Genomic DNA, 22234 nt, shown 5'->3' with positions numbered 1-22234 from the left:
CCCGTTTCGCTTTTTTGCGCATTTCGGCGTGAAAACGATCATTCATGCGCGCGGCGCGTGAAGAAAAAGTAACAGCGACGTAACAGATTCATTGCGCGAGACTTTCTTCCGCGCTTAGATCATCTGGCAGGGCGGTGAAACAAAACTGTCACATGCCAAGAATAAGACCCGACTGAGACGAAATGGGCCGATGTGGCCCCAAGGGAGTTGACCGGAATGCAGATGAAACTCACCGCCGCCGTGACCGTGGGGATGCTGATGGCATCCACGGGTCTGGTCTCGGCCGATGCGATGGCCGATCTGGAGGCCGCGGCAAAGGCCGAAGGGATGCTGACCACCATCGCCCTGCCGCACAGCTGGTGTGGCTATGGCGACGTGATCGCCGGCTTCAAGGCCAAATACCCGGAAATCCAGGTGAACGAACTGAACCCCGATGCGGGTTCGGCTGACGAGGTGGAGGCCGTGAAGGCCAACAAGGACAACAAGGGCCCGCAGGCCCCGGATGTTGTCGACGTGGGTCTGGCCTATGGTCCCTCGATGAAGGACGAAGGGCTGCTGATGCCCTACAAGGTGTCGACCTGGGATGACATCCCGGACAGCATCAAGGACCCGGAAGGCCACTGGTATGGTGACTATTACGGCGTCATGTCCTTCATCGTGAACAAGGACCTGGTGGCCAATGCTCCGGGCGACTGGTCGGATCTGCTGAAGCCGGAATATGCCGGTCAGGTGGCACTGGCGGGCGATCCGCGCGCCTCGAACCAGGCGATTCTCGGCGTTCTGGCTGCTGGCCTCTCGACGGGTGCCGCCTCGGGCGAAGCTGCGGGCAAGGCCGGGCTCGACTATTTTGCAGAGATGAACAAGGCGGGCAACTTCGTCCCGGTCATCGGCAAGGCGGGCACCATCGCGCAGGGGGCCACGCCGATCGTCGTGGCATGGGACTACAACGCCCTTGCCTGGTCGGACGAGCTTGCCGGCAACCCGCCGGTCGAGGTGGTCGTGCCGAAGTCGGGCGTTCTGGCCGGTGTCTACGTTCAGGGCATCTCGGCCTATGCGCCGCATCCGAATGCCGCGAAGCTGTGGATGGAATACTTGTATTCGGATGAAGGCCAGAACCTCTGGCTGAAGGGCTACTGCCACCCGGCGCGCTTCAACGCGATGTCGGCGGCGGGCAAGCTGGATGCCGATGCCATGGCCAAGCTGCCCCCGGCCGCGGCCTATGAAGCCGCCTACTTCCCGACGCTGGACGAGGTGAACGCCAACAAGGCGGCCGTGACCGGCGGCTGGGATGCCGTCGTCGGCGCCAACGTCCAGTAAGGTCTGATGTATCCGGCCCGGCCCGCGTTGCGCGGGCCGGGTTTCCCGTTCCTTCGCCCCGGAACCCAGCGCCCGCACAGCCGGAGACCCGCGCCGCATGAGCACCGCATCCACCGCGCCCCGGCGGCGCCTGCCGCTGACATGGCTGGGGCTTCTGCCCTTTGTCATCTTCGTCACGCTGTTCCTGATCCTGCCGACCATGTATATCGTCATCGGTGCCTTTCAGGACCGTAGTGGTGGGTTCACACTTCAGAATCTGCGCGACCTGAACACCGGGACCATCCCGTCAAGCTATTGGATTTCCATCAAGATTTCTGTCGCCTCCTCGGCTCTGGGATGCCTGATCGGGTTTGGCATGGCGGCGGCGGTGGTCTTTGGCGCGGTGCCAAAGGCGATGAAGGCGCCACTGATGACCTTTTCAGGCGTCGCCTCGAACTTTGCGGGCGTGCCGCTGGCCTTCGCCTTTCTGGCGACTTTCGGGCCGGTCGGCCTTGTCACGCTGTTTTTGCGCAACAATTTCGGCATCGTGCTGCAACGTGATCTCGGTTTCTCGATCCTCAGCTTCTGGGGGCTGACGGTCACATATCTGTTCTTCCAGATCCCCCTGATGATCCTCATCATCACCCCGGCGCTGGAGGGGCTGCGGCGCGAATGGAAAGAGGCGGCCGAGGTTCTGGGCGCCACCACCGCGCAATACTGGCGCATGGTGGCCTTTCCGATCCTGTTCCCCTCGCTGCTGGGCACTTTCGCGCTTCTGTTCGCCAATGCCTTCGGTGCCGTGGCGACCGCCATCGCACTGACCGGCTCGGCGCTGAACATCGTGCCGATCCAGCTTTTCGCCCAGATCCGGGGCGATGTGCTGGGCAATCCGAACCTTGGCTATGCCATGGCCTTTGGCATGATCGTGGTCACTGCCATCGCCAATATCGTTTACATCTGGTTGCGCATTCGGGCCGAAAGGTGGATGAAATGAGCCTCTGGGGCCGCCTCACCGGCTGGATCGTCCTGATCTTCGGCCTGACCTATTTCGCCCTGCCGCTGCTGGGCCTGACCGAATTCAGCCTCAAGGCCCGGCGCGGGGTCTACAGCCTTGATGCCTATGCCAAGGTCATCGCCGACCCGGAGTTTCAGGCGACCTTCGGCTATTCGGTGATGATGGCGCTGGTCACCATCGCGCTGGGTATCCTGATCGTGGTGCCCACGGCCTTCTGGGTGCGGCTGAAGATGCCCTGGGCGCGACCTTATGTGGAATTCATCACGCTGATGCCACTGGTCATTCCGGCCATCGTGATCGTCTTCGGTTATATCCGGCTCTACAATACCTCCAGCTGGCTGCCGCTGACCGGCAGCATCATGGGCACCAACCTGCTGCTGGCCTTCGGCTATACCATCCTGGCGCTGCCCTATATGTATCGCGCCGTCGACACCGGCCTGCGTACCATTGACGTGGCGACGCTGACCGAGGCGGCGCAAAGCCTTGGCGCCGGCTGGGTCACCATCCTTGGCCGGGTGATCCTGCCCAACGTCATTCCGGCTGTGCTGTCGGGGGCCTTCCTGACCTTCGCCATCGTGATCGGCGAATTCACCCTCGCGGCGCTGCTGGATCGTCCGGCCTTTGGCCCGTATCTGCAACGGATCGGCGCCAACAAGCCTTACGAGCCCTTCGCGCTGGCGGTGATCGCCTTTGGCATCACCTGGGCCTGCATGGGCCTGATCCAGCTTGTCACCCGTTTTTCAAAGCACAGCAAGGTAGCGCGCTGATGGCCTTCCTCGAACTTTCGCATCTGGAAAAATCCTTCGGCTCCAACCGCGTGGTAAAGGATTTCAACCTCGATGTCGGGCAGGGGGAGTTCATCTCGCTTCTGGGCCCCTCCGGCTGTGGCAAGACCACCGTGCTGCGCATGGTGGCGGGGTTTGAAACCCCGTCCTCGGGCGCGATCCGCATCGGAGGCACCGATGTGGTGGGCAAGCGGCCGAACCAGCGCAATATCGGCATGGTGTTTCAGGCCTATGCGCTGTTTCCCAACATGACCGTGGCGGAAAATGTGGGCTTCGGGCTGAAGATCAAGGGCGCGGGCCGTGACGAGATTTCTGCGCGCGTGACCGAGATGCTGCGCCTGATCGGCCTGCCGGATCTGGGCGCGCGCTATCCGTTCCAGTTGTCGGGCGGCCAGCAGCAGCGCGTGGCGCTGGCCCGCGCGCTGGCGCCCAAACCGCAGGTGCTGTTGCTGGATGAACCGCTTTCGGCGCTGGATGCCAAGGTGCGGGTCTCGCTGCGCAATGAAATCCGCGAGATTCAGCGCGAGCTGGGGATCACCACGATTTTCGTGACCCATGATCAGGAAGAGGCGCTGTCGATCTCTGACCGCATCGTGGTGATGAACGGCGGCATCGCTGATCAGGTTGGGCCCCCGTTCGAGATCTACAACCGGCCGACCACACGGTTCGTGGCGAACTTTGTCGGCCAGCTTAATGCCTTCACCGCCACGGTGGAGGATGGTGCCGCGGGGCGGGTTCGTCTGGGCGGTGTGCCTGTCACGCTGCCCGCGCCGGTCTCGGGGGGAAGCGTCGATCTGGCGGCACGGCCCGAGGCGCTGTATCTGGGCCGCCGCGAGGGCAACGATGTGATCCTGCCTGCCACGGTGCGCGATGTGCATTTCCTTGGATCGGTCATCCGCATTGGGGCCAATGTCGCGGGCATGCCCGTGGCGCTGGACACGTTCAACCGGGCCGACCAACCCCCGCCCGCACCGGGCGCGGCGGTCGAGCTGAGCCTGTCGTCGCGCGATCTGATCGTTCTGGGCGGCTGAGCGTTTCGTCGCGAAAGGCGGCTTGCGCTTGATCTGCGGCGCAGGCATTCCTTGCGAAGCAACGGAAGGGTAACGGCATGCGCATCGGATATGTGACGCTGGAAGAACGCGGGGCGACCGACCGGCTGCTGGCCGATCTGGCGCGCGGTCTGCTGGCCGAGGGCGTTGCCGTGGCCGGGGCGGTGCAGAACAATGTCGATTGCGGCGTGGACTGCGAAATGGATGTGCAGGTGCTGCCCGACGGGCCGGTCATCCGCATCAGTCAGAAGCTTGGCGCCGGGTCCAGCGGCTGCCGTCTGGACGCGGGGGCGCTGGAGACGGCTGTGGCCGAGGTCGCGGGCCGGATGCAGGGCGCGCGTTTGCTGATCATCAACAAGTTCGGCAAGCATGAATCCGAGGGGCGGGGCTTTCGCCAGATGGTCGCCGATGCCGTGGCAGACGGCCTGCCGGTGCTGATCGGGGTCAATGCGACCAATCTGGGTGCCTTCCATGCCTTTGCGGGCGATCTGGCCGAGCCGGTGCCGCCAGAGGCGGTGGCGCGCTGGCTGTCGCAGGTGCTGGTGGAGGGCGGACAATGACAGCGGCCCGGATTGCGGTTCTGACGGTTTCCGACCGCGCCTCGCGCGGTGAGTATGAGGATCGGGGCGGCCCGGCCATCGAGGCCTGGCTGCGCCGGGCGGTGACCTCGGAGGTGGAGATCATCCGCGAGATCGTGCCCGACGGGCGCGAGGTTGTCGCTGGCGCATTCCGTCGCTGGGCTGATGAAGGCGGCGCAGACCTGATCCTTGCCACAGGCGGCACTGGTCCCAGCCCGCGCGACCTGACGCCCGAGGCGATGGAAGATGTGGCAGAGCGGGTCTTTCCGGGCTTTGGCGAGCTGATGCGCGCGGTGTCGCTGCGCGAGGTGCCGACCGCCATTCTGTCGCGTCAGGGAGCGGGCACACGGGGCAAGACGCTGATCATCACGCTGCCGGGCAAGCCCTCGGCCATTGACACCTGTCTGAACGCGGTATTTCCGGCGGTGCCCTATTGCCTTGACCTGATGGGGGCGGGCTGGATCGAGACCGATCCCGAGGTCTGCAAGGCGTTCCGCCCCGCGAAGTGACCGGCACCTTTCAGGCGGAGCACGTCCCTTGCGGGCCGTGCAAGCCTATGTCTCGCCGACCGGCTGTGCCGGATCGGCTCGGGTGCCTCCGGCAGGGATATTTTCGGACAGAAAACTCTGAAGCGCGTCGGCGATGAGCCGGGCCGCTTCCGGGGATTCGCCGATGGCGGGGAGCAACGGGCCGGAAAAACCGGCGGCGGCGAGCGCCTCGGGCACATCCTGTGCGACATGGCCCGCGCGTGTGGCAAAAAGTGGCAGGCACAGGGCAGGGCCATCAATCCGGGCGGCATCGTGCAGCAGCGGGGTTTCCTCGACATAGCCGGTCACGACGCGGAAGGTGGTGGTTGTGCGCAGGGTCGCGGCGATTTCCTCGGTCCGGTTGGCGGAGGCGCGGGAGACCTGACTGCCATGAGCGGCCAGAAGCAGGGTCGCGGTCTCGGGCAGGCCATGCTGGCGGGCGGCTTTCAGGGCGATCTCGCGGGCGAGGGCGGTCAGTCCGGCACTATGGCCGAAGGCCGCAAGCTGACGCGGTGCGGTCATTCCGGCCTCGGCCAGCCGTTTGGGCAATTGTTTGCGCGTGAACCAGCCCTCGGCCATGAAAAAGGGGAAGATCACCGCATCGGGCAGGCCCGCAATCGCCCGTTCCAGCGCGCCGGGCAGCGCCAGCGTGGTGCCACGGATGCGCCAGCCGGGGCACCAGAGACGCACCCGCGCTGCCAGCGCCTGAAGCGCGCGTTCCTGCGGTTCGGGATCGGCGGGTGAGCCATGGGCGATGAGAAGGGCGTCGGGCATGGCGCCGAAGATAGGGGCGGCGCGGCGATTGTCCAGCGCCGGCGAAGGGCGTAAGGCTTGACGGGGAGGTAAGTCATGGGCTGGACGGAATTCATCCTGGCGATGGCGGCATTTCTGGGGAGCCATATGGTGCCGTCGCGTCCCGGTTTGCGCGGGGCGCTGGTGGCGCGGCTGGGTCGGGCGGGCTATGGTGCGGCCTATGGTCTGCTGTCACTGGTTTTGCTGATCTGGGTCATCGCGGCGGCCGGGCGGGCGCCCTTTGTGCCGCTGTGGGATCAGGCGATCTGGATGCGCTGGCTTGCCAACCTTGCGATGCCGGTGGCGCTGCTGCTGGTCGCGCTCGCGCTGGGGGCGGCCAATCCGCTGAGCTTTGGGGGCAGGGCCTCGGGCTTCGACCCGGCGCGGCCCGGTGTGGCCGGGCTGGTCCGGCATCCGCTGCTTTGGGCGCTGCTGATCTGGTCAGGCGTGCATCTGGTGGTGAACGGTGATCTGGCCCATGTGATTCTCTTTGGGCTGTTCGCTGGCTTTTCGGCCCTCGGCATGCTGGCCATTGATGCCCGTAACCGCCGGCTCTGGGGGGCAGGGGCCTGGGCGGAACTGTCACGCGGAACCTCCAACCTGCCTTTCGCAGGGGATTGGCGCGGCTGGCGGCCTGAATGGTGGCGGATCGGGCTGGCCATCGTGGTCTGGGCGGTTTTGTGGCACCTGCATGAGCCGGTGATCGGGGTCAGCCCGCAGCCCTGACGATGCCGCGCGCCCCGGAGGCCAGGGCGCGGGTCAGGCTTGCCAGATCACCTCGCCCTCGCGCAGGGTCAGGGTGAGGCGGGCGGCATCGGCCCGTTCCGCCAGCGCAGTCAGGCTGCCGGTGACGAGAATCACATCGGCTTGCATCCCGACGCGCAACTGGCCACGACGGTTTTCTGCAAAGCCTAGGTAGGCGCCGCCTGCGGAATAGGCGGCAAGGGCATCGGCAAGGTGCAGCCGCTGGTCGGGCATGCCGGGCGCCCAGGGGCGGCGGGCCATCGCGCAATGCAGGCAGTGCAGCGGATCAAGCGGCGAGACCGGCCAATCCGTGCCGAAGGCCAGGGGGGTGCCTTGTGCCGCGATCCGCGCCCAGGGGAAGGCGGTGGGCCAACGGGCGCGCCCCATGATGCTGATGGTCGGCTCCAGCGGCAGGCCTGCGCTGCCCGGTGGATGCACCGGCTGCATCGAGGCCATAACGCCAAGATCGCGCAGGCGTGGCAGGTCGGCTTCGGTGATCGTGTCAATATGTTCGATCCGGTGGCGGCTGTCGCGCGGGCCGTTGGCGGTGCGGGCGGCCTGATACCCGTCCAGCACCGCGCGCACCGCGCCATCGCCCACGGCATGAACCGCGATCTGCAACCCCGCCGCATCGGCCATGGTGCAAAGCCGCGCGAAGGCGGTGGCGGAAATCAGGCGCGGGCCGTCATGGGCCGGATCGTCCGGGTAGCCGCCGACCACATGCGCGGTCCAGGTGTCATAAACCCCGTCCATGAACATCTTGATCATGCCGAATTCCAGCAGCCCGACCGGCGCGGCCTGCGCCTGTGCGATCAGGGCGGCGACACGGGCCTTGTCCTGATCCTCGGTCAGGTTCATCGGCAGCTTGACCCGGATCGGCAATTCCTCGGCCAGTTCTGTGAACAGCCCGGCCTGATAAAGGTTGCCATCCATGTTCACCGCGCTGGTGATGCCGTGGCGGGCGAGTTCATGGCAGGCACGCAGGATGGTGGCCTTGTCGCGGGCGCGCATCGCGGCATCGGGTGTGCCGGGCGGTTCCTGCCCGATCATGGCCGTGCTGTCACGCCCGCCGGTCGGCGTCAGACGGCGGACCAGTTCCATCGCTGCGCCTTCGCGCAGTTCGCCAGTGGCGAGGCCGTCCGGCCCCATCACCACTTCAGAGCCCGGCGGTGTTTCAGCGCCCGACAGGATGCCGGCCAGTTGCAGCGCCGCCGTATTGGCCCAAGCCGCGTGGTAATCTGTCGAGGTGATGAACACGGGCCGATCCGCCACTGCCGCATCCAGCGCATGCCGGTCGGGCCGGGTGCCGGGGCCGAGCATCTCGTAATTTGCGGCGTAGCCGCACAGGAATTCTCCGGGGGCCAGTGTTTCTGCGAAACGGCGCAACGCCGAATGGAAGCTTGCCGTGTCACTGACCGCTGCGAGGTTCAGCTGGCCAAGCGCGGTGCCGCCCAGAAACAGATGCACATGGCTTTCGGTGAAGGCTGGCAGCAGCGTGTCACCGCCCGCGTCGATGACACGCGCGGCAGCCGGAGCCTCTGCGTCCGGCCCGACCCATGCGATCAGGCCGTCCTGTACCGCCAGCGCCACGGCGGCACCTTCGGGGAAGCTGCGGGCATTGCGGATCACGAGGTCCATGGCTGTCTCCGGTGAAAAAAGGCCCGGCGACAGGCGCCGCCGGGCGAGGGGATCATTGCAGAAGCTGGGTCCAGACTTTGGTCACGAGATCCTGCGCGGCGGGCGAGCAGGCGCGCGAGAATTCCACCTTCACCGTCGGGAACAGCTCGGGCGCGTTCTCCGGCGTGTATTTCGCGGTGGCGGTGTCGATCTTCACCGGAGCGGAATGGCCGTAGTAATTGTACTGCGCCGTCGCATTTTCAGGTGTCGACATGAAGTCGATGAACTTCTTGGCGTTTTCGACATTCGACGCGCCCTTCGGCACCACGAAGCTGTCCAGCCAGCCCACCAGCCCCTCTTTCGGCATGGCATATTCGATGGGCGCGCCATCATTGGCGCGGGTCTTCATCGAATTGCCGTCCCACCAGAAATGCATCGCCACTTCACCGCCGCCGATCCGGTTTTCGATATTGTCGCTGGTATAGGCGGCGACGAAGGGCTTCTGCGCGGCCAGCAGGTCGTAGACGCGCTTCATTTCGGCCGAGTCCTCGGTGCAGAAGGGAATGCCAAGGTAAAGCTGCGCCGCGCCCACGATTTCGTCGGGATAGGAAAGCTGCGCGATCTTGCCCTTCAGGTCTTCCGTCGGCTCAAAGAACACAGACCAGCTATCCACCGGCCCCTTGTACTGGTCGCGGTTCACTGTGAAGCCAGCGGTGCCATAGGCCAGCGGAATGGAATATTCGTTGGTTTCATCCCACCACTGGCCGCGCCATTTTTCATCGACGGCCTGATAGGCGGCGAGGTCATGGGCGTCGATATCTTCCAGCAACCCCTGATCAATCATGAGCCGCACGAAATGCTGCGAGGGCGTGACCAGATCATAGCCCGAGGCCCCGGCCTGCAACTTGGTCAGCAGGTCCTCATTGGCGTTGAAGCCGTCCATGGTGACCTTGATGCCGGTCTCGGCCTCGAACTTTGCCACCAGATCGGGGGCGATGCTGTCGGACCATGCGTAGATATGCAGCTCTCCCTCGGCCATGGCGGCCAGCGGCAGGGTGGCAAGGGCGGCGGTCAGGCCAAGAAGGCGGGTGGTTCTGGTCATCTGTCTCTCCTGTCAGGATGGTCGGGTCTTCATGCCCGGTCGGGGTTGCGGAAGGTCAGCACGAGGGCTGTGGTGGCAAGGATCAGCGAGCCCAGCACGATCAGCGTGGAAATCGCGTTCAGCTCGGGCGTGGTGCCCTGCTTGATCAGGCCGAAGATATAGACCGGCAACGTGGTCGAGCCGCCGGAGTTGAGCAGGTTCGAGGTGATGAAATCATCCATCGAGATCACGAAGGCCAGCATCGCCCCGGCAAAGACCCCCGGTGCGATCAGCGGCAGGGTGACACGGCGGAAGGTGACCCAGGGCGAGGCGTAAAGATCTTGTGCGGCTTCCTCGAAGTCGGCCTCCATTCCTTGCAGGCGGGCGCGGATCGGGAGGAAGGCGAAGGGGATGCAGAAGGCGGAATGCGCGATCACCAGTTTCAGAAGGCCGTTCTGCAACCCGATCTGCGAGAACAGGATCAGCACCGCCACCGCCAGCACGATTTCCGGCAGCAGAAGCGGCAGGTTCACCACGGTCTCCGACAGTCGCCGCAGTTTCACCTCACGCCCCCGCACCAGCACCAGCGCCGCCATCAGGGCGACCGTAGTGGCGATGGCGGTGGCGATGCCGGCCACGGTCAGCGAGATCTGCACCGCATCCAGCAGCGCCCGGTTTTGCAGAGCACTTTCATACCACCGCCAGGAAAACCCGGTCCAGACCGAGGCGAGGCGGTTTTCGTTGAAGCTGTAGGCGATGACCACAAGGATCGGCAGATAAAGCCAGACGAAGAACAGCGCGGTGAAGATCCGCGCGCCGGGATAGCGCCGCACGTCACGCATGGCCCACCTCCCGCCGCGCACGCAGCGCGTTCAGCATCAGGAACACCATCACCAGCACCATGAGTGTGACGGCAATCGCCGCACCGAAGGGCCAGTTGCGCCCGCCGCCGAACTGGGTCTGGATCAGGTTACCCATCATCATGGTCTTGCCGCCGCCCAGAAGGATCGGCTCCAGCACCGCGCCAAGGCAGGGCACGAAGACCAGCACCGCGCCAGCCATCAGCCCCGGCAGGGTCAGGGGCAGGATCACCCGCCGCGCGGTGACCCAGCGCGAGCCGTAAAGATCGTGGCTTGCCTCGATCAGTGCGGGGTCCAGCTTCTCGATACTGGCGAAAACCGGCAGGATCATCAGCGGGATATAGCTGTAGACCAACCCCGTGAGCATGGCGCCATTGGTGAACAGAAGGCTGTCCATATCGGTGACAAGGCCAAGTCCGCGCAGCGTTTTCTCGATCACCCCGTCATTGCCCAGAATGATGATCCAGGCATAGACCCGCACGATCATCGACACCCAGAAGGGCAGAGTGACCAGATAGACCAGCACCGCCTTCCAGCGCGCCGGGGCCTGCGCGATGACATAGGCGGCGGGCAGGGCAAGCACCGCGCAGATCAGCGTCGTCAGCCCGGCAAGCCACAGCGTGCGCCCGATGATGGCCAGGTATTGCGGGGTAAAGGCAAGGTTGCCGTCCCAATCCTCCTCGAACAGGATCTTCGCGTAGCTGTCGAAGGACAGGCCCCAGTCAAACCCGCCATAGGCGCCGCGGGTGGAAAGGCTCACCAGCACCACGATGGCGATGGGCAAGACCAGCGTCAGCGCCATGATGACCCAGGCGGGGGCAAGGCCCCAGATGCGGAAATCGCGCCAGCTCATCGTGCGAGCACCCGGGCGCTGTCGGGGCGGAATGCCAGTCGCACCGGGGCGCCGACGGCAAGGCTCGCACCATGCGACACCGCGTTGCGCTTCGACACCCGTAGTTCGATGCCGTTCACCGTGACCGTGTAATGGGTATAGCCGCCCATGTAATTGCGTCCGGTGATCGTGCCATGCAGCGCGTGGCCCTGCGCCTGATCCTCCATCCCGATCTTTTCGGGGCGCAGGGACAGCATCGCCGGCGCCCCCGCCACCGCGCCCTTGTGCCAGGTGGTGACCGGCCCCAGCGGCGTTGTCACCGTGGCCCGGTCGCCCTCAACCGAGACCACCTCGGCGGGCAGGAAATTCGTCTCGCCGATGAAATCCGCGACAAAGCGGTTTTCGGGGTCTTCGTAGATCTCGTTCGGGGCGCCGATCTGCTGCACCTCGCCCGCGCCGAGCACGCAGATGCGGTCGGACATGTCGAGCGCCTCTTCCTGATCGTGGGTCACGAAGATGAAGGTGATGCCCGTGGCGCGCTGCAAGGCGCGCAACTCGTCCCGCATCGCCTGTCGGAGTTTCAGGTCCAGCGCGGAAAGCGGCTCGTCCAGCAGCAGCACCTCGGGTTCCGAGGCCAGCGCGCGCGCCAGTGCGATGCGCTGCCGCTGCCCGCCCGAAAGCTGCGCCGGGCGGCGGCGGGCGAATTGCGTCATGTGGACGAGATCCAGCATCTGCGCCACGCGGTCCCGGATGCGCGCCTTTTCCCAGCCCAGATTTTCCAGCGCGAAGGCGATATTTGCCTCCAGCGTCATGTGCGGGAACAGGGCGTAGCTCTGGAACACCGTGTTGACCCGGCGCTTGTGCGGCGGCTGGTCAAGGATGTCGCGGCCATGCAGGCGGATGGTGCCGGAGGTCGGGCTTTCAAACCCGGCAATCATGCGCAGAAGCGTGGTCTTGCCGCAGCCCGACGGCCCCAGCATGGTGAAGAATTCGTTGTCGTAGATGTCGAAGCTGACCCCCTTCAGCGCCTGAAAGGTGCCGAAGGATTTGGCGACGTTCTGAACCTCGATGGCTTTCTTGCGTTCCATGGCTCAATCCACCGCCAGTTCGGTGATCTCGCGCCGGAAGGACAGCGTATCGCCCCAGTCCTCGCCCCAGACCCCGGTATCGAGTTCGCGGGCATAGCGGTGGCCGGCATAGGTCGCCCAGGCGATCGGGCCGGGGGCGGCGGCGTCGCCGATGATCTGCACGCTGCGGATGCCGGCATCGGCCCAATCGGCCTGCCGCGCCTTCAGCCCGTGGTAAAGCGCATCGTTCGAGGCGCGCGAGGCGACCAGCACCACCGCATCCGCCTCGATCACCCGGCGGGCATCGGTATAGGCGCAGTTGGCCTCCACCCCGTCGGCGCGCAGGGCGGTCACGCCCGTATTCAGCACGATCTTCACGCCTGCCTCCGCCAGACGGCGGTGAATGGCGCCCTGTTCCAGCGTGTTGCGCGTCCAGTCCGAGACGAAGGCGGCGGGGGTGACGAGCGTGACCTTGCAACCGGCTTTGGCACAAAGCTCGGCCAGCACGCCGCCCATGTAATAATGATCGTCATCATAGACCACGACGCGGCCCGCAGGCATCCGCCCCGCCATCAGGTCATCGGGCGTGAAGGCGGGCAGGCTGCCCAAGCCCGGCATTGGCACCACATGCTGCCGCGCCACACCATCCGCGCGCCACTGGCTGCCGGTGGCGACGCAGATGTTCTGGAAGCCGAAGTCCAGCACCTCCTCCACGCCGAGTTCCGACCCCGGATACATCTGCACATTCGGCCGTTGGCCGATCTGATAGAGCCGGTAATCCATCACCCGCCCCCAGGCCGACAGGCCGGGCAGCAAGCGTTCGCGCGCCACACGACCGCCGAACGCATCGCCCGCCTCGGCCAGCGCCACGTCATAGCCGCGCAGGCTGAGCGTCCGCGCCGCCTCCAGCCCGGCGGGGCCGGAACCGATCACCAGCACATTCTCGCTTTCGCCCCGCGCGGCGATCTTTTCGGGGTGCCAGCCCTTGCGCCATTCCTCCATGAAGGTGGGATTCTGGGTGCAGCGGCTGATCGACATGGTCATGTCGCCGGTGATGCAGATATTGCAGCCGATACATTCGCGGATATCCTCGATCCGGCCTTCCTCCACCTTTTTCGGCAGGAAGGGATCGGCAATCGAGGGCCGCGCGCAGCCGATGAAATCCAGCGTGCCCTGCCGGATCATCCGCGCCATCACATCGGGCGAGGTGAAGCGGCCCACGCCCACCACGGGTTTCGAGGAAAGTTCGCGGATGCCCTTCACCAGCACCTCTTGCGCGGCTTCCTCCTTGAAGCGCGATGGGCCGGAGCAATCTTCCCACGTCCCCTGCGCCAGATCCCACAGGTCGGGCAGATCGGCGTTCATCTCGATGAACTCTCGCACCTCGGCATTGGAAAAGCCCAGGTCGCCGATGCTTTCGTCAAGGCTGACCCGCATCGTCAGCGCCATGGTATCGCCCACGGCGTCGCGCATATCTGCCACCACCTCGCGCGCAAATCGCGAGCGGTTTTCCAGACTGCCGCCATATTCGTCGGACCGCTGGTTGGTGGCGCGGCTGAGGAAATGCTGGAAGATGCCGAATCCATGCGCGCCGTAAAGGCAGATCAGATCGAACCCCGCCAGTTTTGACCGTTTCGCCGCGTTCACGAACCAGCGGCGCAGATTGCGGATGTCGCTTTTATCCATCGCGCGCGCCTGCACCGGATCATTGGTGAAGGTGCGGATCGGCAGCGCGGTCGGCGCCAGCGGCACCTCCTTGGTGTAGAAATTAGGCCCGTTGATACCGCTGTAAGCAAGCTGAATACCCGCCAGCGCGCCATGCGTCTTCATCGCCTCCGACATCTTGCGCAGGCCGGGAATATCCTTGTCCTCCCACAGCCGCAGCTCGATGAAGGGCGTGATTTCCGAGGTCTGGTGCATCTCGGTCTGTTCGGTAAAGATCACGCCCCAGCCGCCTTCGGCCTTGATGCCACGCATCGCCGCAGCGGCGGATGGATCGCGGTAGCCGCCGCCATTGCAATGCGGCACCTGATAGAAACGGTTCTTCGCGGTCAGCGGGCCAATGGCCATGGGCTGAAACAGGATGTCGTAGCGGGGATCGCGCAAGGCTCCGGGCTCCGTCTTGAGAGGGGCGGGAAGGGGCGTCGATGGGACGCGGGGTTGCCGCAGCAGAACCCGGCAGGGGGCTTCGGGTAAATAATCGCCTTCGGAAGCTGGAATTAGGCTGCGGCTAACGCAAGGTGGTCATGCCTTCGCTTTGGGCGAAGTGGCGTGGTCTTGTGCAACCGGGGAAGCCTAGAAATCGCGCTGCGGCCCGTCCAGCCGCAGCCGCAGCCCGGCGGCGCGCTCCGCGCTGACATTGGCGCGGCAATGGTCGACAAAGGCACGCACCGTCTGCGAGGCGCTGGCCCCTTCCGACAGCACCAGCCCCAACCGCATGGGCCTGACCGGCCCGGTCAGCGGCACATAGCGCAGCCGCCGCCCGTCGGGGCTGTTGTCCGACCAGGGCCGGATATTGGCGATGGAATAGCCGAAGCCCTGACCCACAAGGCTTTGCATCACCGCCATGTCGCGGGTGCGTTCAGCAATCTGCGGCCGCACACCGATTTCGGTGAAGAAAGACAGGAAATATTCGGCGCTCAGCGGCAGGTCGAGCAGCACCATCGGATAGTCCGCCAGTTCGGCGGGCGAGACTGCGGCCAGGTGTGCGAGCTCATGCGTATCGGGCAAGACAGCGTAAGGCGGCAGCGTCGCCAGCGCCACGAATTCCAGATCTGCGGGGATGTTCAGATCATAGCTCAGCGCCAGATCCAGCGTCGCATTGCGCAATCCGTCAAAGATTTCCGACTGGTTGCGCTCGAACTGGTGGAAATCGACCTCCGGCCAGGCATCGACGAAGCTCCGCCGGAGCTGCGGCAGAACCACCTGCGCGAAGGTCAGCAGACATCCCACGTTCAGCGGCCCGCGCACCTTGCCGGTGATGCTGTTGGCCAGATCGTTCAGCCGCGCCGCCTGTGCCAGCACCACTTTCGCCTGTTCCACGAACTGCTTGCCGCCCTGCGTCAGCGACAGTCCCTGCGCATGGCGCCGCACGAACAGCGGCAGGCCGAATTCCTGCTCCAGTTGCGAAATCGCTGCGGATATTGAGGGCGAAGACACATTCACCCGTTCCGATGCCAGCGCAATCGAGCCGCATTCGCCCACGGCCACGAGGTATTCCAACTGCCGCAGGGTGAATCGCAAGGGCATGGCTTACCTCGGCCGTGATCAGGTTAGGGATAGCCTAACCCGGATCAGTATTTGATCCAAGTCGTCTTCAGCGCGGAATATTTGTCGAAACTGTGGATCGACAGATCACGCCCGAAGCCCGATTGTTTCATGCCGCCGAACGGGGTCATCGCGCTCAGCGCATCGACCGTGTTGACAGAAACCGTCCCCGCATTCAGCCGGTCCGAGACCGACAGCGCCCGCCCCAGATCGCGGGTCCAGACCGAGGCGGCAAGCGCATAGGGCGAGTCATTGGCCATGGCCAGCGCCTCGTCCTCGGTCTTGAAGGTCTGGATGGTCAGCACCGGGCCAAAGATCTCCTCCCGAACCACGCGAGCGTCGGGGCGCAGATCGGTGAAGATGGTGGGCTGCACATAGGCATCGGAGGCGTCGCGCGCGATCCGCTCGCCACCGCAGACCAGCCGCCCGGCCTGTTTGCCGCTGGCGATGAATCCCATCACCGTATCGGCATGTTTGCGGTCCACCAGCGGCCCCATGGCCGAGGCCGGGTCCAGCGGGTCGCCCGGCTGCGCCTGCGCGGCGCGGGCGGCCATGCGTTCGATCATTTCCTCGGCAATCGAGGCATGGACCAGCATCCGGCTGTTGGCCGAACAGACCTCACCCTGATTGAAGAAGATGCCGAAGGCGGCCATGTCGGCGGCGGCGTCCAGATCGGCATCGGGGAAGATCAGGTTCGGGCTCTTGCCGCCGGTTTCCAGCCAGACCTGCTTCATGTTCGACTCGCCGGCATAACGCTGGAACATCTTGCCCACGGCGGTCGAGCCGGTGAAAACGAGGCAATCCACATCCGCGTGACGGCCCAGTGCCTGCCCGGCATCCTCGCCAAAGCCCGGCACCACGTTCAGAACGCCATCGGGCAGACCGGCCTCGGCCGCCAGCTCGGCCAGACGCAGTGCCGACAGCGGCGATTGTTCAGCCGGTTTCAGCACGACGGAGTTGCCGGTGGCCAGCGCCGGCGCCAGCTTCCATGTCGCCATATCCAGCGGGAAGTTCCACGGCACCACCGCGCCGATCACGCCCAGCGGCACACGCCGGATCATCGCCAGATCACGGCCGCCGGTCGGGGCGATCTCGTCATAAAGCTTGTCGATTGCCTCGGCATGCCACTGGAAGAAATGCGCCGAACCGGGGGCGTCGATGGTGGCGGCATCCTTCACCAGCTTGCCCATGTCCAGGCTGTCCAGCAGCGCCAGCTCCGGCACATTCTCGCGGATCAGCGCAGCAAGACGCAACAGCACCTCCTTGCGCTCAGCCGGGGTCTTGCGGCTCCAGCGGCCATCCTCGAACGCGCGGCGGGCCGAGGCGACGGCGCGGTCGATGTCCTCCGCGCCGCCCCGCGCCACATCGGTCAGCACGGCGCCGGAGGCCGGGTTGACGCTTTCGAACCGCGCCCCCGAGGCGGCGGGCACGGCGCGCCCGTCGATCCAGATCTCATTGCGGAAGCGCAGCGCAGCAGCGCGCGCCTGCCAGTCGGCACGGGTGAATTGCGTCACGTCATTCATCGCCGGGAACTCCGTAGGAAGGCGCCTGCGTCGGATCTTCGGCGCGTTGCACATAGGCGGCCATCTGCGGCTTGTAGACCTCCCAGGCCGTCGCCACCGCCTCGATGGGGCAGGCTTCGGTCCAGTCGCAGCGCAGATCGGCCAGCGGCCAGTCCAGCCGGTCGGCAATCTTCAGCCCCGCGGAATGCACCGGCCCGGCCTCGCCACCCGCCGCCAGCCCGGCGCGTAGGGCGGCGATCAGGCGGTCACCCAGATGGCCGGTGGCCGTCTCGAACCCCGCCACCATGGCAGCAGGCACGCCATCATTTGCCAGAAGATTGCCGCCCGCTGCACAATCCTGCCCCTGCGCCTCGGCCCAGATGCCCAGTACCTGCCGTCCGGAATGGATCGCGGTCGCGCCGCTGCCATCGACGACCAGCAATTGCCGGTAATCAATATGCGCGCGGCCTGCCGTCACGGTCTCAAGCGCCGCCTGCGCGCCAAGGCCGGAGGCCAGCGCCTCCAGCACCAGCGGCCCCAGCGCGGGATCGGTGACATTCTGGCTCGCCACCACGCCCACGCCCGCCCGCACATGCGCACAGCGCGCCGCCACGGCGGGGGAGGAGGAGGAGATCACCATGCCGAACTGGCCGGTCTTCGCGCAGCGGGCGACAAGGGAAAAGGTCATGCCGGGTCTCTTTCGGAAAACGCCGGGGGCTGTCTGCCCCCGGACCCCCGAGGATATTTTCGGACAGAAAATGGCGAGGGCGCTTTACAGGCTCATTTTTTGTCCAGAAATATCCCACGGGGGTCCGGGGGTGTGAAACCCCCGGTCCTGTGGGATCAATCGGGGATGACGGCGGTGGCGTCGATTTCCACCAGCCAGTCGGGGCGGGCGAGCGCCACCACGGTCAGGCCGGTGCAGACCGGGTGCACGCCCTTGATATATTCGCCCATGGTCCGGTAGACCGCCTCGCGGTGGCGCACATCGGTCAGGTAGACCACCAGTTTCACCACATGTTCCATCTTTCCGCCGGCTTCCTCGACCAGTTGGCGGATGTTCTGCATGACCTTGTGGGTCTGTTCCACCGGGTCGTGCGAGGCGATGTTCTGCGCGGTGTCCAGATCCTGCGGGCATTGGCCACGCATCCAGAGCGTTGTGCCGCCGCGGGTTGCGACCGCCTGACAGAGGTCGTTGTCGAGGCGCTGCTCGGGGTAGGTGTCGCGGGTGTTGAACTTGCGGTAATGGGTGTGGGCCATTGGGTCTCTCCGGGTCATTCTGCGGCGGCGGCGGTTTCGCCGGGCGCGCGATAGGCAAGGTAGCTGCGTTGCTTGGCGATATGGTCGGCCACGAATTTCGCATCGTGCCAGACGCCCCAGATGAAGGAGGATCCGCGCCGCGACTGGTAAGGCAGGCCGAGGAAATAGACGCCGGGTTCCGACGACACGCCGCGCTGGTGGCGGGGGCGGCCCTTGTCATCCAGCGCATCGACCTGAAGCCAGCCAAAATCATTGCTGAAGCCGGTGGCCCAGAGGATCGTGGTGATGCCAGCGGCCTTCAGGTCAAGTTCATGGATCGGGTCGGTCATGCAGGCGGGGTCGGGTCCGATCTCGCGGGCCTGCGGTTCCTCGGGCAGGGACAGGCCGTTGCGGGTGATCCAGGCATCGGCCTCGGCCAGCAGCGACAGATAATTGGCATCGCCCCGGCGGATATTGGTGCCAAGGTCATCGGCGAAGCGCAGCCTGCCACCTTCGAAGCTTTCGGTCCGGCCCAGCAGCACCATGCCGCGCGCGGCGAGCTTGCGGAAGTCGACCGTCGCGCCGCCATGGGCACCGCTGACCGCGATGGTGGTATGTTCGGCGCCTTCCGGCGCGTCGGCGTCCCATTTGTTCAGCACGCCCAGCCACCAGACGAAGTCACGGCCGCGATAGGCGCGCGGCGGGCGGTCATGCGGCCCGACCGAGAGCCAGACCTTGCGCCCGGAAGCGAGCAGTTCGTCCGCGATCTGCACGCCGGACGATCCTGCACCCACCACCAGCACGCCACCTTCGGGCAATTGGCCGGGGTTGCGGTAGCTGTTGGAATGGATCTGGGTGATCCCGGCGTTTTCCGGCACCAGTGGCGGGATGACCGGGGTCTGGAACGCGCCGGTTGCCGAGATCAGATAGGTGGCCTCGATCACGCCTTGCGAGGTTTCGACGCGGAAGCCCGCGCGGTCGGGCAGGCGGGTCGCGCCCTTCACCTCGACCCCACAGCGGATGGGGGCGTCATATTTGCGGGCGTAAGCCGCAAGGTAGTCGGCCACCCCTTCCTTGCCGACGAAGGCATCGGGGTCGGTGTCAAATTCCAGCCCCGGAAAGCGGTCGTGCCAGGCCGGGCCGTTTGCCACCAGCGAATCCCAGCGGCAGCTGCGCCAGCGTTCGGCGATGCGGTCCTTTTCCAGCACCAGATGCGGCACGCCCGCACGGGTCAGGTGTTCGCTGGCGGCGATTCCCGCCTGCCCGGCGCCGACCACCAGCGCCTCGGTTCTTTCGACTGACATGGGTTCCATCCTTGAGATCGGTCGTGCCTCAGGCCGGGATGCGGCGGGCAAGGTATTGGGCGAATTCGAAATTGGGCCGCTCCAGATGGCTGAGGGGGCCGGGCTGCGCGAGGTCCGAGCAAAGCCCGCGATAGACCTTCTCGGTGCAACCCTTGTCCTCGACATTCACATCGTCGAGCAGCGCGCGTACCGAGGCCAGATGCGCCTCCGCCGCCGGATCTGCCAGCCAGTCTTCCGACATGCCGCCGCCGAACAGCACCTGCACATGGCCCGGTCCGTCGGGGGTGAGCGAGAGATACCAGAAATAGCCCGGCGTCAGCGTGATCAGCAGCGAGGGGTAGATCGCCAGCAGCCAGGTTTTGCGCCGGTCATCGCCTTCCAGCGTGGTGTTCGACGGATGCGCCAGTGCCAGCGGCACGGAATCATTCTTCAGAATCCAGTGGTAGTTGAACCCCGCGCCGCCGGTCGGGCAGACCATTTCCTCCAGCTTTGACGCGCCGCCGATGGTGCCCGCGTGGCACATCGGCAGGTGGTAGCTTTCCATGAAATTCTCGGCCAGCACCTTCCAGTTGGTCGCCCAGCGGAAATTTTCGCGGAAGGTCTCGCGATAGCCGGTCATGTCGAAAGGGGCGATAAGATCGGTCACTTCGGACAGCGCCTCTGCCGGGGCGGGTGCCTCGGGGTTGAGCGTGACCATGATCCAGCCCTGCCAGACCTCGCAGCGGATGGCGGGCAGGCCAAGCGCCTCTTTGCAGAAGCCTTCGTTCAGCGTCATCGCGGGCGCCCCACGCAGGCTGCCGTCGAGGTTGTAGGTCCAGGCATGGTAGGGGCAGGTGATGGCCCGCACCTTGCCGCGACCTTGCAACAGGGTGGACATGCGATGACGGCAGACGTTTGACATCGCGCGGATGGCGCCGTCACGGTCGCGCAATACCACAACCGGCTCGCCCGCGATTTCCATGGTCAGATAATCGCCCGCATCAGGCAGGCTTTCGGCGCGACCGGCGCACAGCCAGTCCTGTGCGAAGACGTGTTTCTGTTCCAGCGCCAGAAACTCGGGCGAGGTATAGACCGCTTTCGGCATGGCGAATGCGCGCTCGAACGGGACCGAGACATTGGCATGCAGTTCGGCGGCGGGGCTCAGCGGGGCATGGCGGTTCATCTGCGCTTGTCCTTTCCTAATGAGCGGCCACGCCCTGCGGGGCCACGGTTGCGAACCATTTCGACACGGTCGAGTCGCCTGCGCTCAGGCTGTCCCGTTCGGATATGCTTTCAGAAAGCCCGGCGCAGTCTTTCACCAGCGCCAGCGGTCCTTCCCAGTCGAAATTGCGGTAGACGGCGGCAAGCTGCGCGAAAGGCGGGCCTTGTGCGAAAAGCTGGAACGTCAGCCGGTGACCGGCGTAATCGGAGTTCAGAAGGTCGCGCGCGAAGGCCATCAGGCGGCGGCGGTCCTCGGCGGTCCAGTCGTCACCGGCATAGCAGCGGTCGAGCCAGCGGGCGGTGTCGGGCGCGCGGAAGGCGGCGGCGTCCGGCATCAGCGCAAGCTGGGCGCCGCACAATTCGCGGGTCAGGTGGATCATGGCGGGCAACTGGCTGACCGCCTGCATCCTGCCCGCATAAAGCAGGCTCTGGTTCGGCATCATCAGCCCGGCGGGCGAGCGTTCGGCCAGCGTGATCGCCGCCGTCAGATGGGCGTTGATGGTCTCACGATACAGCGCAAGCTGCGACAGCTTCTCCTGCACCGGCTGTTGCCGGTTCAGTCCGCTGCGACGGGTGGCAAGAAGCGCCACCCCGATCAGCATGTCGGCCAGACGCAGGTTGCGTTGCACGAAGGCGAAGGCCGAATAACGGTGAAGTGTTGCCCGGACTTGCATGGCCGCGCGGGTATGGCGATAAAACAGCACGTTTTCCCACGGCACCAGCACATCATCGAAAACCAGCAGCGTATCCGCCTCGTCCAGACGGCTGGCCAGCGGGTAATCCTCTGCCGGGGCGCGGGTGGCAAAGCTCTCGCGGCAAAGGAATTTCAGCCCCGGCGTGGCCATGTCGCAAACAAAGCCGATGGCGCGGCTGGATTGTTCGGCATCGCCCCAATTCGTCAGCGTCGGCTTGATGAAGGCCTGATTGGCATAGGCGGCTGCGGTTTCGTATTTGGCGCCACGCACCACCACGCCCGCATCGGTTTCGCGCACCACACGCAGTGCCATTTCCGTGCCATCGGTGGCAGGCCCGGCATTGCCCGAGACGTGGAACAGATCGGCGGAGACCGCCCGGTCGACATGGGCGATGATATTGGGGCCGAAGCGCGGGTCGATGTCGTTCAGCGCAGCGGCGCAATCGTGCAGCGACCACATCTCGCCCACGGTTTCGTCACCGATCCGTGTGACAATGCCGCCCGCCATATCCAGCACCGCATCGGTGGCGCGGCGCTTGGCCCACCAGTCGGCCTGCGCGAAGGGCAGGGCGTTCAGCAGCACCTGCGCCTCGCCGTTGCGGGTGACGGTCATCAGGTCGCGCGTGTCCGGCGCGTGGGCCATGTCCTGCATCCGGGCACGAATCTCGACCATCGACCGGAAGGCGGGATGGCTCGTGACATCCGCAACCCGGTCCCCGTTCACGAAAACCTCGCGTCCGTCTCGGATCGACTCGCGGTATTCTGTGCCAGTGCGGATCATGGTT

General features: G+C 65.4%; 21 protein-coding genes. 7 read left to right on the top strand and 14 right to left on the bottom strand.

Annotated features, from left to right (window positions below; translation table 11 throughout):
- Positions 1-216: 216 nt before the first annotated feature.
- The 6 genes from C8N34_RS01045 (at position 217) to mog (ending at position 5232) form a co-directional block, all read left to right on the top strand.
- Positions 217-1317 carry an ABC transporter substrate-binding protein gene (locus C8N34_RS01045; RefSeq protein WP_054303414.1) on the top strand — a complete coding sequence of 367 codons (1101 nt, stop codon included), beginning with the start codon at positions 217-219 and terminating at the stop codon, positions 1315-1317.
- Between the two features lie 97 nt (positions 1318-1414).
- Positions 1415-2290, top strand: a complete 876-nt coding sequence (locus C8N34_RS01040) for an ABC transporter permease (RefSeq protein WP_108126973.1) — start codon at positions 1415-1417, stop codon at positions 2288-2290.
- A complete protein-coding gene (locus C8N34_RS01035) occupies positions 2287-3078 on the top strand; it encodes an ABC transporter permease (protein ID WP_054303416.1) in 792 nt (263 codons plus the stop codon). Before C8N34_RS01040 ends, C8N34_RS01035 begins: the two co-directional genes overlap by 4 nt.
- Positions 3078-4127, top strand: coding sequence for an ABC transporter ATP-binding protein (locus C8N34_RS01030; RefSeq protein ID WP_108126971.1), 1050 nt, complete (start codon positions 3078-3080; stop codon positions 4125-4127). Before C8N34_RS01035 ends, C8N34_RS01030 begins: the two co-directional genes overlap by 1 nt.
- Before the next feature lie 77 nt (positions 4128-4204).
- Positions 4205-4705, top strand: coding sequence for a DUF2478 domain-containing protein (locus tag C8N34_RS01025; RefSeq protein WP_108126969.1), 501 nt, complete (start codon positions 4205-4207; stop codon positions 4703-4705).
- Positions 4702-5232: a molybdopterin adenylyltransferase gene (gene mog, locus C8N34_RS01020; RefSeq protein ID WP_108126967.1), complete on the top strand. Its 531-nt coding sequence runs from the start codon at positions 4702-4704 to the stop codon at positions 5230-5232. The genes C8N34_RS01025 and mog overlap by 4 nt, the downstream gene beginning before the upstream one ends.
- A gap of 45 nt (positions 5233-5277) precedes the next feature.
- Here mog and C8N34_RS01015 read toward each other — a convergent pair whose 3' ends face one another.
- Positions 5278-6024, bottom strand: a complete 747-nt coding sequence (locus tag C8N34_RS01015) for a sirohydrochlorin chelatase (protein WP_108126965.1) — start codon at positions 6022-6024, stop codon at positions 5278-5280.
- 75 nt (positions 6025-6099) lie between these two features.
- On the opposite strand from C8N34_RS01015, the gene C8N34_RS01010 reads away from it, so the two are divergent.
- Positions 6100-6768, top strand: a complete 669-nt coding sequence (locus C8N34_RS01010) for an NnrU family protein (protein WP_108126963.1) — start codon at positions 6100-6102, stop codon at positions 6766-6768.
- 33 nt (positions 6769-6801) lie between these two features.
- Here C8N34_RS01010 and C8N34_RS01005 read toward each other — a convergent pair whose 3' ends face one another.
- The 13 genes from C8N34_RS01005 to C8N34_RS00945 all read right to left on the bottom strand — a co-directional run bounded on the left by C8N34_RS01005 (position 6802) and on the right by C8N34_RS00945 (position 22230).
- Positions 6802-8424, bottom strand: a complete 1623-nt coding sequence (locus C8N34_RS01005; protein WP_108126961.1) for an amidohydrolase — start codon at positions 8422-8424, stop codon at positions 6802-6804.
- Positions 8425-8476: 52 nt separating this feature from the next.
- The gene (locus C8N34_RS01000; protein ID WP_108126959.1) at positions 8477-9505 is read right to left on the bottom strand and encodes an extracellular solute-binding protein; all 1029 of its coding nucleotides are present in this window, start codon (positions 9503-9505) and stop codon (positions 8477-8479) included.
- Between the two features lie 29 nt (positions 9506-9534).
- Positions 9535-10326, bottom strand: coding sequence for an ABC transporter permease (locus C8N34_RS00995; RefSeq protein WP_108126957.1), 792 nt, complete (start codon positions 10324-10326; stop codon positions 9535-9537).
- On the bottom strand, positions 10319-11197 hold the full coding sequence (locus C8N34_RS00990) for an ABC transporter permease (protein ID WP_108126955.1): 879 nt from the start codon (positions 11195-11197) through the stop codon (positions 10319-10321). The genes C8N34_RS00995 and C8N34_RS00990 overlap by 8 nt, the downstream gene beginning before the upstream one ends.
- On the bottom strand, positions 11194-12264 hold the full coding sequence (locus C8N34_RS00985; RefSeq protein WP_108126953.1) for an ABC transporter ATP-binding protein: 1071 nt from the start codon (positions 12262-12264) through the stop codon (positions 11194-11196). Before C8N34_RS00985 ends, C8N34_RS00990 begins: the two co-directional genes overlap by 4 nt.
- A gap of 3 nt (positions 12265-12267) precedes the next feature.
- A complete protein-coding gene (locus C8N34_RS00980; protein ID WP_108126951.1) occupies positions 12268-14349 on the bottom strand; it encodes an oxidoreductase in 2082 nt (693 codons plus the stop codon).
- Positions 14350-14538: 189 nt separating this feature from the next.
- Entirely contained in the window at positions 14539-15492 is a 954-nt protein-coding gene (locus C8N34_RS00975; protein WP_108126949.1) for a LysR family transcriptional regulator, read from the bottom strand.
- Positions 15493-15536: 44 nt separating this feature from the next.
- Positions 15537-17033, bottom strand: coding sequence for an aldehyde dehydrogenase (locus tag C8N34_RS00970; protein ID WP_108126947.1), 1497 nt, complete (start codon positions 17031-17033; stop codon positions 15537-15539).
- Complete coding sequence (locus C8N34_RS00965; RefSeq protein WP_108126945.1) at positions 17026-17700, bottom strand: DUF1028 domain-containing protein; 675 nt, start codon at positions 17698-17700, stop codon at positions 17026-17028. The genes C8N34_RS00970 and C8N34_RS00965 overlap by 8 nt, the downstream gene beginning before the upstream one ends.
- A 155-nt stretch (positions 17701-17855) precedes the next feature.
- Positions 17856-18272 (bottom strand): RidA family protein, encoded by a 417-nt coding sequence (locus tag C8N34_RS00960; protein WP_108126944.1) that lies wholly within the window; start codon positions 18270-18272, stop codon positions 17856-17858.
- Between the two features lie 14 nt (positions 18273-18286).
- Positions 18287-19555: a flavin-containing monooxygenase gene (locus C8N34_RS00955; protein ID WP_054303432.1), complete on the bottom strand. Its 1269-nt coding sequence runs from the start codon at positions 19553-19555 to the stop codon at positions 18287-18289.
- A 28-nt stretch (positions 19556-19583) separates the two neighbouring features.
- Positions 19584-20717: an aromatic ring-hydroxylating oxygenase subunit alpha gene (locus C8N34_RS00950; RefSeq protein WP_054303433.1), complete on the bottom strand. Its 1134-nt coding sequence runs from the start codon at positions 20715-20717 to the stop codon at positions 19584-19586.
- Between the two features lie 16 nt (positions 20718-20733).
- Complete coding sequence (locus C8N34_RS00945; RefSeq protein ID WP_108126942.1) at positions 20734-22230, bottom strand: 4-hydroxyphenylacetate 3-hydroxylase family protein; 1497 nt, start codon at positions 22228-22230, stop codon at positions 20734-20736.
- Positions 22231-22234: the final 4 nt, after the last annotated feature.

The organism is Gemmobacter caeni (genome assembly GCF_003054195.1).
Classification (GTDB): Bacteria; Pseudomonadota; Alphaproteobacteria; order Rhodobacterales; family Rhodobacteraceae; genus Gemmobacter; species Gemmobacter caeni.
This window is presented reverse-complemented; position numbering and strand designations above follow the sequence as displayed.

Bases quoted from the DNA above. Each gene is read 5' to 3' on its own strand.
- C8N34_RS01045 (WP_054303414.1), top strand. From the start codon at position 217: ATGCAGATGAAACTCACCGCCGCCGTGACCGTGGGGATGCTGATGGCA.
- C8N34_RS01040 (WP_108126973.1), top strand. From the start codon at position 1,415: ATGAGCACCGCATCCACCGCGCCCCGGCGGCGCCTGCCGCTGACATGG.
- C8N34_RS01035 (WP_054303416.1), top strand. From the start codon at position 2,287: ATGAGCCTCTGGGGCCGCCTCACCGGCTGGATCGTCCTGATCTTCGGC.
- C8N34_RS01030 (WP_108126971.1), top strand. From the start codon at position 3,078: ATGGCCTTCCTCGAACTTTCGCATCTGGAAAAATCCTTCGGCTCCAAC.
- C8N34_RS01025 (WP_108126969.1), top strand. From the start codon at position 4,205: ATGCGCATCGGATATGTGACGCTGGAAGAACGCGGGGCGACCGACCGG.
- mog (WP_108126967.1), top strand. From the start codon at position 4,702: ATGACAGCGGCCCGGATTGCGGTTCTGACGGTTTCCGACCGCGCCTCG.
- C8N34_RS01015 (WP_108126965.1), bottom strand. From the start codon at position 6,024: ATGCCCGACGCCCTTCTCATCGCCCATGGCTCACCCGCCGATCCCGAA.
- C8N34_RS01010 (WP_108126963.1), top strand. From the start codon at position 6,100: ATGGGCTGGACGGAATTCATCCTGGCGATGGCGGCATTTCTGGGGAGC.
- C8N34_RS01005 (WP_108126961.1), bottom strand. From the start codon at position 8,424: ATGGACCTCGTGATCCGCAATGCCCGCAGCTTCCCCGAAGGTGCCGCC.
- C8N34_RS01000 (WP_108126959.1), bottom strand. From the start codon at position 9,505: ATGACCAGAACCACCCGCCTTCTTGGCCTGACCGCCGCCCTTGCCACC.
- C8N34_RS00995 (WP_108126957.1), bottom strand. From the start codon at position 10,326: ATGCGTGACGTGCGGCGCTATCCCGGCGCGCGGATCTTCACCGCGCTG.
- C8N34_RS00990 (WP_108126955.1), bottom strand. From the start codon at position 11,197: ATGAGCTGGCGCGATTTCCGCATCTGGGGCCTTGCCCCCGCCTGGGTC.
- C8N34_RS00985 (WP_108126953.1), bottom strand. From the start codon at position 12,264: ATGGAACGCAAGAAAGCCATCGAGGTTCAGAACGTCGCCAAATCCTTC.
- C8N34_RS00975 (WP_108126949.1), bottom strand. From the start codon at position 15,492: ATGCCCTTGCGATTCACCCTGCGGCAGTTGGAATACCTCGTGGCCGTG.
- C8N34_RS00970 (WP_108126947.1), bottom strand. From the start codon at position 17,033: ATGAATGACGTGACGCAATTCACCCGTGCCGACTGGCAGGCGCGCGCT.
- C8N34_RS00965 (WP_108126945.1), bottom strand. From the start codon at position 17,700: ATGACCTTTTCCCTTGTCGCCCGCTGCGCGAAGACCGGCCAGTTCGGC.
- C8N34_RS00960 (WP_108126944.1), bottom strand. From the start codon at position 18,272: ATGGCCCACACCCATTACCGCAAGTTCAACACCCGCGACACCTACCCC.
- C8N34_RS00955 (WP_054303432.1), bottom strand. From the start codon at position 19,555: ATGTCAGTCGAAAGAACCGAGGCGCTGGTGGTCGGCGCCGGGCAGGCG.
- C8N34_RS00950 (WP_054303433.1), bottom strand. From the start codon at position 20,717: ATGAACCGCCATGCCCCGCTGAGCCCCGCCGCCGAACTGCATGCCAAT.
- C8N34_RS00945 (WP_108126942.1), bottom strand. From the start codon at position 22,230: ATGATCCGCACTGGCACAGAATACCGCGAGTCGATCCGAGACGGACGC.